Origin of the sequence: Oceanobacillus piezotolerans (genome assembly GCF_003665065.1) — a bacterium.
Classification (GTDB): domain Bacteria; phylum Bacillota; class Bacilli; order Bacillales; family Amphibacillaceae; genus Oceanobacillus; species Oceanobacillus piezotolerans.
The window spans coordinates 192,537-205,857 of sequence record NZ_RCHR01000005.1 but is presented as its reverse complement, the minus strand read 5'-3'; the positions used below and the strand labels follow the sequence as shown (position 1 = coordinate 205,857).

Genomic DNA, 13,321 nt, shown 5'->3' with positions numbered 1-13,321 from the left:
GGAACCTAATACTTGCTTTTATACAAAATTCTTTTTCACCCAAATTTCTCTTAAACTGCTAGAATATGTGGTAGGATAAAGTAAAACTTTAATCAGGGGGTTCTTTTCCCCACTGTTTATTAGTTGAACGAATCAGGCTTTTAATGGCTGCCCGGTCCCCCACTACAATTCTTATTACTTTGATGTGGGGTTCTTACAGCCAGTTAGCACGTGAAAAATGTAAGAAATTAGAAGGAGCTTTTTTATGTTGGCAAAAGAACAAAAAATTCTACAAACCTACTTCGGCTATGAAACCTTCCGTCCTGGTCAAATGGAAACCATTCAACAAGTCATACAACTACATAACACCCTAGCTGTAATGCCAACTGGTGGCGGGAAATCTCTTTGTTATCAAATCCCAGGTTTGTCAATGGATGGTACGGCTATCATCATCTCTCCATTAATATCTCTTATGAAGGATCAAGTCGATGCCCTTGTTTCTCTGGGCATCACTGCAACGTTTATCAATAGTTCCCTATCCCCAAATGAACAGCAGACACGGTTAAAAGATATGGAATTAGGCAGATACAAGTTTGTCTATGTAGCACCCGAGCGTTTCGAATCTCATTCATTTATACGAGCACTTCGAAATATGAAAATCTCTCTCGTTGCCTTTGATGAAGCCCATTGTATATCCCAATGGGGACATGATTTCAGACCAAGCTACAGGTCCATTGTTCCTAATTTAAAGAAATTGCCAAACGTCCCTGTTGTGGTTGCCCTTACAGCTACCGCAACAAAAGAAGTGATTGCTGATATACAAGCCTTGCTCCAAATTAACCATGTGGTCAATACCGGATTTGAACGTGAAAATCTAGCTTTCCACGTGGTAAAAGGGAAAGATAAAACAAGCTATATAAAAGCATTTCTTGAGGAGCATAAAGAAGAATCAGGAATTATTTATACTGCAACGCGAAAGCAAGCTGACAGCTTATATGAGCAGCTTACAAAGCGGGGAATATCCGTTGAGAAATACCATGCCGGTATGACGGAAGTAGACAGAAAACAGGCCCAATCCGCTTTTATTCATGACGAAAAAACAGTGATGATTGCAACCAATGCATTTGGCATGGGAATTGATAAATCAAACGTCCGATACGTTATCCACTATGCCATGCCAATGAATATTGAATCTTATTATCAAGAAGCTGGCAGGGCCGGAAGAGACGGTGAACCAAGTGATTGCATTCTCCTCTTCTCTCAGCAGGATGTACAGCTGCAAAAGTTCTTAATTGAACAATCGCTCATGGATGAAGGATCAAAGCAGAATGAATATCGGAAGCTTCAGGAGATGATTAATTACTGTCATACCCATAACTGCTTGCAATCCTTTATCCTGGATTATTTTAAAGACACATACACATCAAACCAAGCCTGCGGAAAATGCAGCAACTGTGTCGGACTAAAGGAAAAAACAGACATAACCGAAGAAGCGCAAAAGATCCTATCCTGTGTAAAACGAATGGGAGAACGATTTGGTATTGGAATGACTGCAAAAGTATTAAAAGGCTCAAGAGATAAAAAAATAATCGATTTTAGGTTAAACAAGCTCTCTACTTATGGCATTATGGCTGGTTACACTGAAAAGGAATTAACCGAGCAAATTCATTTTCTCATTGCTGAGAAACTGCTCGGAACGGAGGAAGGAAAATTTCCAACTCTAAAGCTGAATCAGCAATCGGTTGATGTATTAAAAGGAAAACGTACGGTAGAGATGTTTACTGCACCAATCCCAACTAATGAAGAAGCAGATTACCATGAGGAATTATTTACTAAATTACGTGCCTTAAGAAAAGAAATGGCAGATGAAATGAATGTCCCGCCATACGTCCTATTTTCCGATGCCACGTTAAAGGAATTAAGCAGATACTTCCCTGTTACTAAAGAAGAAATGCTTGAGATTAAGGGAGTCGGAGAGAAAAAATACGAACAATATGGAGATGCATTTCTTCAAGTTATTCAAGAGTGGAGAGAGGCAAATCCAAATGTAAAAAGGAAAATTCGTATTGGTAATACGGCTTATCCTGTTAAACCTAAGGTCCGTTCGGTTACAGAAGGTCCAAGTCATATGTTGAGTTACAAAATGCTCCAAGCAGGTAAATCTCTTAAAGAAATTGCAGTGATAAGAGAAATGTCCGAACAAACAGTTGAAAATCATATTTTTAAAGCTTTTAAGGAAGGTCATCCTATAGCATGGGGAGTCTTCTTTAACGAGAACGAGGAAAAGATGGTGCTTGAGGCAAGGGAGCAAATCGAAGAGCCTCGTTTGAAACCATTAAAAGAAGTACTGCCTGATGATTATAACTATACAAAAATAAAAGCTGTTTTAGTGAAAAATAATCTCATGTAGCTATCATAAAATGGCAGATCCGAACGGTTTTCAATTCTAGTTCGGATCTCTTTTTAGATTACTCAAATATGGCCAACCGTAAGAAGCTATTTCGATTTTATTATCAGATATAGCATGCTAATAATTTACATATTTAAAAAACTCTGCTATTAATTAAAGAAGTGATTTACCAGTCTCTTTTTATTAAGTTACTGGTAAATTAATTTTTTTAGGATTGTTCAGAAATGTTTGATATAGACTTTGATTAAAAAGGAGAAAAATATGCCAAATTCATCTAAAGATAACTCACTACTCTCAGTCAAAGACCAAAAGTCACGTAGAAGATCACTTATAGGTGCTGCTTTTTTAATGGCAACATCTGCAGTGGGACCAGGATTTCTAACACAAACTGCAGTATTTACCGAATCACTCTTAGCAAGTTTTGGATTTGTTATTTTAGTCTCCATCATTTTAGATATTGGGGCACAGCTTAACGTTTGGAGAATCATTACAGTATCTGGAATGCGCGGTCAAGAAATAGCAAACACGGTATTACCAGGATTAGGCTATGTCGTAGCAATTTTTATCGTAATTGGTGGACTTGCCTTTAATATCGGAAATATAGGTGGTACAGGACTCGGAATTAACGTTTTCCTTGGACTTGATCCGAAAATCGGTGCGGTTATTTCAGCTGCAATTGCTATCTTTATTTTCTTATCGAAGGAAGCAGGAGCAGCAATGGACCGTATTGTTAATGTATTAGGTGCGCTTCTTATTATTCTAATTGGTTATGTGATGATTGTTAGTCAGCCACCAGTCGGAGATGCAATTTATCGCTCTTTTGTTCCACTGGAGATTGATATATATGCAATTATAACGATTGTTGGTGGTACCGTTGGCGGATATATTACCTTCTCAGGTGGCCACCGGCTACTAGATGCAGGAATTACTGGGAAGTCCGCGATACCTGAAGTATCTAGAACCTCTTACTTAGGGATTGGAGTGGCTTCACTAGTTCGGATTCTATTATTCCTTGCTGTATTAGGTGTGGTTTCAAACGGTGTGAGTCTTGATCCAAACAATCCAGCCGCAACCGTATTCCAATCTGCAGCAGGTGATATTGGTTACCGGTTATTTGGAGTTGTGCTTTGGGTAGCTGGTATTACTTCTGTTATCGGAGCAGCTTATACATCGGTATCATTTTTCCGATCATTCCATAAAGTGTTTGATAAATATTATAAATATTGGATTATTGCCTTTATTTCATTCTCGACATTGGTCTATGTAATCATTGGCCAAGCCGCAACCCTTTTAGTTCTTGCTGGCGCAGTTAATGGATTAATCTTACCGCTAACACTGGGCTCCATGCTACTTGCTACTCGCAACAAGAAACTTATGGGGGACTATAAGCATCCCGTTTGGCTAACCGTGCTCGGTGTCATTATTGTGTTGCTAACGGCAATATTTGGTATTAGGACATTATTCCAGATGCTTCCTCAGTTATTCTAATTCCTGATATTATATAATGAGGGGGGATAAAGTGTTTGAAATTCAAGTATATGGCGACAGAGGGCTTAGGATTACTTTGGGGGATTCCATTTCCAAGGAGACGAACGATAGAATCCGCAGTTTCTCTTCCCTTTTAGAAGATGAAAATATTAAAGGTGTAATTGAATGGATACCAACGTACACATCGATATCCATTTTCTATGACCCAGCCTTGATTTCATACGATTCTTTACGAGAACGTATGAATTCTTTATATGAAAATATATCGCTTATCGACGTACCACCTGCAGATGTAATTACTATTCCAGTCTGCTATAGCAAGGAGTACGGACCAGATTTAACAAATGTTTCTAAACATAATCAATTAACTGAGGAAGAAGTAATTAAGATCCATACGGAACCAGACTACCTTATCTATATGATGGGATTTTCACCCGGTTTTCCTTATCTTGGCGGAATGTCGGAAAAAATCGCGACCCCTCGTCTTTCATCACCAAGGGCGAAAATAGAGGCTGGTTCTGTAGGTATCGCTGGATCACAAACAGGTATATACCCATTGGAATCTCCTGGAGGCTGGCAAATTATTGGAAGAACACCATTGAAATTATACAATCCAAAGAGTGATCACCCAATTTTACTTCGTTCTGGAAATTATATTCGTTTCACACCAGTGACGGAAGAAGAGTATCAAACAATTGAAAATGCGGTGTTAATGGGAACATATAAACCAAAAAGGGAGCTGTTTAAAGGAGGAGAAAAAGGATGACGAAATACTATGTTGATTTAAATAGTGACTTAGGGGAAAGCTTTGGCGCTTATCACATTGGACAAGACGAATTATTGATGCAGTACATAACATCTGCTAATATTGCTGCCGGTTATCATGCTGGTGATCATAACGTGCTTCACCATTCCGTGAAAATGGCTATTACAAATACAGTCAATATTGGGGCGCATCCTGGGTTTCCTGACCTACAAGGCTTTGGTAGGCGTTTCCTTCAAGTAGACCCGAAAGAAATCTATAATATGATTGTTTATCAAGTTGGAGCAGTTCAGGCTTTTGCAAAGCTCTATAACCATGAATTAAATCACGTTAAGCCACATGGAGCCTTGTATAATATTGCTGCACAAGATAGTGAAAGAGCTCATGCCATTGCTCAAGCAGTGTATGATGTGAATCCCAATCTAGTTCTTTTTGGACTTGCTGGCAGTGAATTAGTGAAAGCAGGAGAAAAAGTTGGTCTCAAAGTCGCACAGGAAGTTTTTGCTGATAGAACCTACCAACCAGATGGAACCCTTACCTCAAGAACGGAAGATAATGCGATGATAGAGGATGCGGACGAAGCAGTATCTCGTGTTATCCGTATGGTGAAGGATGGAAAGGTAGAAGCGGTCGATGGAACGGATGTTGACATTAAGGCTGATACAATCTGTGTCCACGGCGATTCGAAGCAGTCATTAGCTTTCGTTAGGAAATTGAAAAAGGACCTAGAAAATCACGGTATCTCAATAAAAAGTGTGGGGAAATAAATGAATAATTCAGCAATTGAAGTGCTGCGTCCTGGTCTTTCTACCTCTATTCAAGACTTGGGACGTACTGGATATCAGCAATTTGGAATGGTTGTTGCGGGAGCAATGGATACTTTTGCTCTGCAAATTGGAAATATTCTTGTCGGAAATGAACGTGGAGCGGCTGGGATAGAAGTCGTCCTAATGGGCCCGAAACTGAAGTTTTTAAGAGATACGGTCATAGCGATTTGTGGTGCTAATCTTTCCCCAATGATCGATGGCAGATCCATTTCCATGTGGCGGTCACAGAGAGTATATGAAGGACAGATTTTATCTTTTGGAAAACCTGTCGATGGATCGTATGCGTATATCGCTTTAAGTGGTGGGATTACAACTCCATTGGTGATGGGAAGTCGATCTACCTATACAAAAGCTCAAACTGGCGGCTTAGATGGCAGATTTTTAAATAAAGGAGACGTTTTACCATCAGGAGAACCTAATTTTGATAAGTATGGTAAACAGTTACATCCAGAATGGATTCCCGACTATAATAAAACGGGAAAAATCCGTGTTATACTTGGTCCGGACGAGGAAGCTTTTACTAAAGAGGGAATACATAACTTCTTAACAAAAACATATAAAGTCACTACACAGACAGACCGAATGGGATCGCGGTTAGAAGGACCAGCCATTGAACATGTGGATGGAGCTGATATTATTTCGGACGCTATTTTCCCAGGGACCGTGCAAGTGCCTGCTAATGGGAATCCAATTATTCTATTAGCAGATAGACAACCAACTGGTGGATATACGAGAATTGCAACAGTAATATCCGAAGATATTCCACTAGTCGCACAGAGTCTCCCCGGAAAAGAAATTGCATTTGAAGCCGTGACATTGAACCTCGCAAATAAACTCTACCAACGCAGAGAGAACTTTCTGAAAACGCTCTCTAAAATTGTTTAAGAACTAAAGCACACCAATTTTTGGTTTTTGAAATTGAGAAGCAACTGTCCATATTGGCCTATAGAAGCTAAAGAGAGTAAACTATTATTCCCAAGTAACACTTAAAGGAGATGAGAGAATGACAGATTTAGTGGAAGAAGTGAGAATGAAAATTAGAGCAGGAGAATGGTCTAATCCAACTACCGGCGTAGCACCAGGTTATACACAAGCGAACCTTGTTATACTGCCTAAAGAATATGCATATGATTTTCTTCTGTTCTGTGTCCGTAATCCCAAAGCTTGTCCTCTCCTTGAAGTAACTGACTTAGGATCCTCTGTTCCTAAACAAACTGCACCTGAGGCTGACTTAAGGACGGATCTGCCAAAATATCGAATTTATAGAGATGGTGAACTTGTAGAGGAAGTTACAGACATTACAGCATATTGGCAGGAAGATTTTGTTTCCTTATTAATTGGCTGCAGTTTTACATTTGAAAAGCCGCTGCTCGAGAATGGTATCCCTATTCGTTATATTGAGGAAGGCCGAAATGTTTCCATGTATAAAACCAATATCGCTTGTGAGCCAGCAGGTATTTTTAAGGGACCAATGGTCGTCAGCATGCGCCCCATGAAAACACAGGATGCGATACGTGCTGTACAAATCACATCGAGATTTCCTTCTGTACATGGTGCACCGATTCATATTGGCGATCCAGCACAGTTAGGGATCAAGGACATTAAAAAGCCAGATTTTGGGGATGCTGTTACTCTTTATGATGGTGAAGTGCCCGTGTTCTGGGGATGTGGTGTGACGCCGCAAGCAGCAATAATGGCAAGCAAACCTGAATTAGTGATTACCCATGCACCAGGACATATGTTTATTACCGACCTGAAAGAGGAAGACCATGCTATCATATAATTCACGATGAGAAAATTTCAAAGCTTTCTATCAACCTGGGAAAATAGTATATCGCTGAAAGGCTTCGTATGATACCGTATAGAGTTATTCTAACTATTAGAATCCTTGGATCAAATGGAACTCGTAAAAACCGACTTCAACTTGGAAGCAACTTCCATAAAAAGACCCAGCAAGTTAAGCTTCACTTTTGCTGGATTCTTTTTGTTTTTCTTTAGAAAACCAAACACGCAGAACTGACGGAACTACAATAACAATGATCAGTATTCGAATTAATTGAAAAGGACTTACGATGGCTGGATCCCACCTATTGCATATGCTGTAAACACCATCTCAAAAAAATCCTCCTGGGGTCATTTCTAACATGGCAGTTTGGAAGTGCCACGTTATTAATAGGTTAATAATATGCCTAGAACAAATGACATACCAATCATTAAAATGGAAGATGAATGAGCTTTGAAGATATAACCGCCTATTCCAGCAACAATCATTGTCTCTGTTAATGCAAAGATGTTCTCCCCCATCCCTCGGTCCCCTTCCAAACAGTAAAAAACTGCAATTCCAATTAGAAATGAAATGCAGCTTTTTACATTTGTTCCTATTTACTCTGCCGTTATTACCATGCCCATGTTCCATTCCGGAATACAGCTTCCGTAGATCCATCTGCTTTTATCCCATCGATATCAAGCTGGTCAGAGCCAATCATAAAGTCGACATGGATAAGACTATCATTCACTCCATGCTTATCTAGTTCATCTTCACTCATCGAAGAACCGCCCTCTATATTAGTAGGATAGGCCTTTCCTAATGCAATATGGCAGGATGCATTTTCATCAAACAATGTATTGTAAAAAATTAAGCCAGATTGGGAGACAGGAGATTCATCTGGAACCAATGCAACTTCTCCTAAACGACGAGCACCTTCATCCGAATCAAGTAAATGGCGCAGTACTTCTTCGCCCTGTTCAGCTTTGAAATCAATAACCTTCCCATCTTTAAAAGTCAGACTAAAGTTATCAATCACACTTCCACTATAATTTAATGGTTTTGTACTAGAAACCGTACCATTTACCCCATATTTATGCGGCATAGAGAAAACTTCCTCTGTCGGCATATTCGGATTAAAGGTTACACCAGATTCTGCCACTGCAGATCCACCCTTCCATAAATGGCCTTTTGGAAGCTCTATTTCTAAGTTCGTCCCTGGTGCTCTAAACACTAACTTTTTAAAGTTTTTCTCATTAAGCACTTCACGAGCACTCTTTAAAGCTTGATTATGTTCATCCCAAGCAGCGATTGGGTCTTTCTGATCCACTCGCACAATTTTAATGATTGCTTCCCATAAGCTTTCTACCGCTGCTTCCGCTGTCTTTTCTGGGAAGATTTTCTGCGCCCAATCACGTGATGGTATGGAAATAATCGACCAAGTGATCTTATCATTCATCGTATACTTACGAAAGTTCTTCATCGCCTCAGCAGATGCTTTGTTAGCAAGTGCAACGCGCTTTGGATCTATATTTTGCAATAGGTCTGGATTTGTTGAGCGAATACTTAATACCGCTGCTCCATCTTCTGCATACATATCATGAAGCTTCACTCTCCAATCAGGGAAATTAACAAGAACCTCATCTGGAGCATTTTCATATTTCAGCAAAGTTAACTCATCATCAACCCAATTAATATGTACCTCTTTTGCACCCAATTCATATGCTTTTCTTGCAACAATTCTAGTAAAATCTGCTCCTTCGATTGGTGCATTTATCATTAATGCTTGATTTTTTTGCAGATTAACCCCTGTTTTTAAGGCTAACTCTGCATACTTCTCCAATGTTTCGAAATGAACCATACTCTTGCCTCCTATTTTTTTATCTTTCCTCATTATTCCACAAAATACTTGAATTACCAATTATTTAAAGTATAATGTATCCAATGACCTAGTAATATTTGCAATATTTAAAATTACTAGTAATACTATTTACTCAAGCTTGAAACTTTGATAATATAATAGTAACACTTACTTTTCGTAATTAACATGATAACCATAAATATAGTAAATACCAATATAGATTGAGGTGATCAGGATGGAGACTTTATGCCCTCGTTTCGAAAAAGCAATGGGTCTATTAAGCACACGTTGGGTTGGGCTTATTCTATTTGATCTGTTAGAAGGTGAAAAGCGCTTTTCGGAAATGGAAGCCGATTTACCTATCAGCGGGCGATTACTCTCTGACCGATTAAAACTGTTAGAAAAGGAAGGGATTGTCGATCGTAAAATCTATTCTGAGTTTCCCGTTCGAATCGAATACTCCCTATCCGAAAAAGGTAGAGCATTAGAGCCGGTTATCAAAGAAATCCAAAGCTGGGCTGATCATCATATTACGCATGAAGAAGTAAATGAAGAAGCACAACTAAAAGGATAATCGCTGTATCATTCATGAAAAGTTGACGCTAGTACATTACATTAATCCATATATCTTCTACTAATACAGCAAAAAAGCCCGTCCTATTTGACGGGCTTTTTTGCTGGAGTTTCATGGAGTTGTTTCTGAAACTGTCTAAACTTAATAACAGTCCTTTTCTGTCATTCTTGTAACCCAATCTTGTTTGCAAATTCCTTTGACTTCTCTCTTCTTCTCTTCCGTTGTTCCGCACGCGCCGGTGCGCTTTCGTTCATTCTTTTTTCCTGCTCCGTTTCTGGATATACCTCAGGTACGGGTGCAGGCCTGCCATTCTTATCAATCGCAACAAACGTTAAAAACGCCGTGTTACAAACGGTTCTTTCTGCCGTCATCAGATTTTCTGTGATAACTTTAACAAATACCTCCATAGAAGTATGATGTGTCCATGTTACATAAGCCTCTAAATGAATCGATTGCCCTACAGTAACTGGTGCTAAGAAATCAACTGAATCTGTTGAGGCTGTGACAACCGGCTGTCTTGCATGTTTAATTGCTGCAATAGAGGCAACGTCATCTATATGTGCTAACAGCTTTCCTCCAAATAGGGTACCATGATGATTTGTATCTGGCGGGAAAACAAGCGTTGTTTTTACTACTTTTGAATTTGAACAAGGCTTTCTTTCCATAATAATAAGGGTCCTCCTTAGGTTGTATTCTATAACACAGGTGAGAGTAAACGAGAAATTGATTCTTTAAAACGAACCCCAATTGTCCGCTTCTCATACAATTTATAAGTCATTTGGGTGGATTTCATAATATCGTTGTTAAATTCCTTTACAAGTTCATTTGCAATATTTAAATCATAAAGGAATGCATTTACTTCAAAGTTCAATCTAAAGCTTCGAACATCAATATTTGCTGTACCTACAGAAGCAATCTCTCCATCCACAACAATTGTTTTGGCATGCAAAAAGCCATTTTGGTAAATGTAGACTTCTCCTCCTGCTTTCAATAGATCCCCACAATGGGACAAGGTCGCCCAGTAAACAAATGGATGATCCGGTTTATTAGGGATCATTAACTTTACATCTATGCCCGAAAAGGCAGCAATGCGGAGAGCATCTAGCAGGCTCTCGTCCGGGATGAAATAAGGTGTTTGAATATAGATATATTTTTTTGCAGACATAATCATCTTAATATAGCCATTCTTTATTTGTTCCCATTCAGAATCTGGACCACTGGTTACAATTTGTATTCCAACCTCACCCTTGGATTCTACTTCATAATACCTATCATCATATTGCACTTCATTTTCTGATGCATGATTCCAGTCTAATAAAAATCGCGTTTGCATGCTTTGTACGGCATGTCCTTCAATCCGCAGATGGGTATCACGCCAGTAACCAAACCGCTTACTCTTTCCTAGGTATTCATCCCCAATATTGAAACCACCAATATATCCTATATCTCCATCAATAATGGTTAATTTACGATGATTTCGGTAATTAATTTCAAAGTTAATTCTGGAAAGCCGCGCAGGTGAGAAAGCTTCAATCTCTGCACCAGCATCTCTTAATTGATGGATAAACTTTCTTCTTAATAAGCGTGAACCCATATCATCATACAGAACTCGAACTTCAAGTCCTTCTCTTGCCTTTCTCCTTAGCACCTTTGCAATTCGTTCTCCTAGCTCATCATGCCTTAAAATATAATATTGCATGTGTATATGGTCCGTTGCCTTTTCCAAATCTTGAATAAGGGAACTGAATTTTTCCTCGCCATCTGTAAAAATCTTTACTGCGTTATCTTGAGTTAATATCGCTTCATCGTTGCGAAGATGCAAATAAACTAAATCAGAGAATTCCTCCATCTCCTTATGTCTAAATGCAAATCTCCCTTCTTCCAGAGCAAGTATTTGCTTTTGAACAGTTGTTTTAACCTCTATTCTGCTTTTTCTGTCCCAAGTGAAAATACGTCTTCGATTAATTGGTCTTCCAAAGATTAAATAAAGTATAAATCCTAGAATTGGGATAAAGAGAAGGACCATTAACCAAGCCCAGGTGGATGAAGGACTTTTTCTTTCTAGAAATACAATAGAAATACCTAAAATGATATTTGTAATTACAATAAATCCTAGTAAATAAGTTAGTATTACCACCGCTTAACTCCCTTCTAACTTTCCCTTAGCCTCAGCGATACTTTGTTGTGTGAAGTAAAAAAAGTAATACATGTTTAATATAGCACAGAAATGATGGTTTAGTTATTCTTTGGGCTTCCATAGGTATGCAGAAGGATCCATAACCAGAAGTCAGATTCACCATATATTTAATTTACTTTATTTCATATATAGCTTTTTCATTTGACTTCTGGCTCCATACAGGAGATTTCTTTCTAGTCTTTCACAATCCTTACAAACCATTACAATAATGGAATTTATTTTTCTAATGCCTGCTTTAAATCTTCCCAGATATCTTCCCAGGCTTCTAAACCAACAGAGAGACGGACCAGCTGGTCTGTTATGCCCATTGATTGCCTTTCCTTTTCTGGGACCACGGCATGTGTCATTGTTGCTGGATGTTCAATTAATGTTTCAGCATCACCAAGACTTACAGCGATTTTAATGAGGGAGAGCCTATTCAGAAATTGTTGCACATCGGATTTCGTTCCTATCATTTCAAAAGAAATCATACCTCCACCACGCGCCATTTGTTTTTTGCCAATTTCAAAATTGGGGTTTTGCTCTTCATGAGGATAATAAACATGCTTGATCTTTGGATGGTTCTTTAACTTTTCTACAAGTTTCTCTGCATTATCACAATGGCGGTCCATTCTTACATGCAGGGATTTTAAGCCACGCAGCAGAAGCCATGCATCAAAAGGAGAAATAATACCGCCTATATCCTTCCTTGTCGTCATAGCAACTTCTTCTATGAGTTTTTTATTACCAACTAGTAAGCCGGCAATAACATCTCCATGTCCTCCAATATATTTCGTTGCACTGTGAATGACCACATCACAGCCAATTTCAAGCGGCCTTTGTAGATAAGGTGTTGAGAAAGTATTATCAACGACGACAGGAATCGCAGCCTCTTTAGCCACCTTGACTACCTTTTCTAAGTCAATTAACTGCATGGTTGGATTAATCGGCGTCTCAATATAAATCACAGATGTTTCTGGTTTGATAAGAGAACGAACTTCCTCCTCCGTACGCATGTTTGAAAAATCGACAGATATACCGTACTTTTCTTTCATCATGGAAAGAAGCCCAAATGTACATCCATATAATCCTGCGGAGCAGATAATATGGTCTTGGGTCTTCGTTAGAAAAAGCAGAATTGCAGAAACAGCTGCCATTCCAGAGGCAAAGGCTAGTCCTCTTTCCCCTTTTTCAAGTGCAGCGATTTTCTCTTCTAGAATTTCTACCGTCGGATTTCCTAGTCTGGAATATATATATCCTTCTTCCTCTCCTTTAAAACGTTTCTCTCCTTGTTCTGCAGAATCAAATACATAAGTTGAGGTTTGGAATAGAGGGGGTGTCAGACTTCCAAGCATATCCCGTGCATTATAACCTTCGTGAATCACTTTTGTTTCAAATCTACTCGGTTTTTGCATTTCACTAACCTCCCATGCAATAATGAATTACTATTACTATGTATATGTTCAAATCGATTTAAA

Annotated in this window: 12 protein-coding genes; 7 read left to right on the top strand and 5 right to left on the bottom strand. The window is 38.8% G+C overall.

What is annotated here, in order from left to right; all coding sequences use genetic code 11:
* Positions 1-244: 244 nt before the first annotated feature.
* The 6 genes from recQ to D8M04_RS14830 all read left to right on the top strand — a co-directional run bounded on the left by recQ (position 245) and on the right by D8M04_RS14830 (position 7,250).
* Positions 245-2,389 (top strand): DNA helicase RecQ, encoded by a 2,145-nt coding sequence (gene recQ, locus D8M04_RS14855; RefSeq protein WP_121524195.1) that lies wholly within the window; start codon positions 245-247, stop codon positions 2,387-2,389.
* A gap of 261 nt (positions 2,390-2,650) precedes the next feature.
* Entirely contained in the window at positions 2,651-3,877 is a 1,227-nt protein-coding gene (locus D8M04_RS14850) for an NRAMP family divalent metal transporter (protein ID WP_121524194.1), read from the top strand.
* Between the two features lie 31 nt (positions 3,878-3,908).
* The gene (gene pxpB / locus D8M04_RS14845; RefSeq protein ID WP_121524193.1) at positions 3,909-4,643 is read left to right on the top strand and encodes a 5-oxoprolinase subunit PxpB; all 735 of its coding nucleotides are present in this window, start codon (positions 3,909-3,911) and stop codon (positions 4,641-4,643) included.
* Entirely contained in the window at positions 4,640-5,407 is a 768-nt protein-coding gene (locus tag D8M04_RS14840) for a LamB/YcsF family protein (RefSeq protein WP_121524192.1), read from the top strand. Before pxpB ends, D8M04_RS14840 begins: the two co-directional genes overlap by 4 nt.
* Positions 5,408-6,352 carry a 5-oxoprolinase subunit C family protein gene (locus tag D8M04_RS14835; protein WP_121524191.1) on the top strand — a complete coding sequence of 315 codons (945 nt, stop codon included), beginning with the start codon at positions 5,408-5,410 and terminating at the stop codon, positions 6,350-6,352. It abuts the gene before it with no gap.
* A 118-nt stretch (positions 6,353-6,470) separates the two neighbouring features.
* Positions 6,471-7,250, top strand: coding sequence for a putative hydro-lyase (locus tag D8M04_RS14830; protein WP_121524190.1), 780 nt, complete (start codon positions 6,471-6,473; stop codon positions 7,248-7,250).
* A gap of 386 nt (positions 7,251-7,636) precedes the next feature.
* Here D8M04_RS14830 and D8M04_RS20600 read toward each other — a convergent pair whose 3' ends face one another.
* Both D8M04_RS20600 and D8M04_RS14825 read right to left on the bottom strand, forming a co-directional pair.
* Positions 7,637-7,771, bottom strand: coding sequence for a hypothetical protein (locus D8M04_RS20600; RefSeq protein ID WP_281277136.1), 135 nt, complete (start codon positions 7,769-7,771; stop codon positions 7,637-7,639).
* Between the two features lie 92 nt (positions 7,772-7,863).
* Positions 7,864-9,093 (bottom strand): aminopeptidase, encoded by a 1,230-nt coding sequence (locus D8M04_RS14825; RefSeq protein WP_121524189.1) that lies wholly within the window; start codon positions 9,091-9,093, stop codon positions 7,864-7,866.
* Positions 9,094-9,328: 235 nt separating this feature from the next.
* On the opposite strand from D8M04_RS14825, the gene D8M04_RS14820 reads away from it, so the two are divergent.
* Positions 9,329-9,667 carry a winged helix-turn-helix transcriptional regulator gene (locus tag D8M04_RS14820; protein WP_121524188.1) on the top strand — a complete coding sequence of 113 codons (339 nt, stop codon included), beginning with the start codon at positions 9,329-9,331 and terminating at the stop codon, positions 9,665-9,667.
* Between the two features lie 161 nt (positions 9,668-9,828).
* Here D8M04_RS14820 and D8M04_RS14815 read toward each other — a convergent pair whose 3' ends face one another.
* The 3 genes from D8M04_RS14815 to megL form a co-directional block, all read right to left on the bottom strand.
* Positions 9,829-10,332 (bottom strand): acyl-CoA thioesterase, encoded by a 504-nt coding sequence (locus D8M04_RS14815; RefSeq protein WP_121524187.1) that lies wholly within the window; start codon positions 10,330-10,332, stop codon positions 9,829-9,831.
* 29 nt (positions 10,333-10,361) lie between these two features.
* On the bottom strand, positions 10,362-11,804 hold the full coding sequence (cls, locus tag D8M04_RS14810; RefSeq protein WP_121524186.1) for a cardiolipin synthase: 1,443 nt from the start codon (positions 11,802-11,804) through the stop codon (positions 10,362-10,364).
* A gap of 275 nt (positions 11,805-12,079) precedes the next feature.
* Positions 12,080-13,258 (bottom strand): methionine gamma-lyase, encoded by a 1,179-nt coding sequence (megL, locus tag D8M04_RS14805; RefSeq protein WP_121524185.1) that lies wholly within the window; start codon positions 13,256-13,258, stop codon positions 12,080-12,082.
* Between the last annotated feature and the right edge of the window lie 63 nt (positions 13,259-13,321).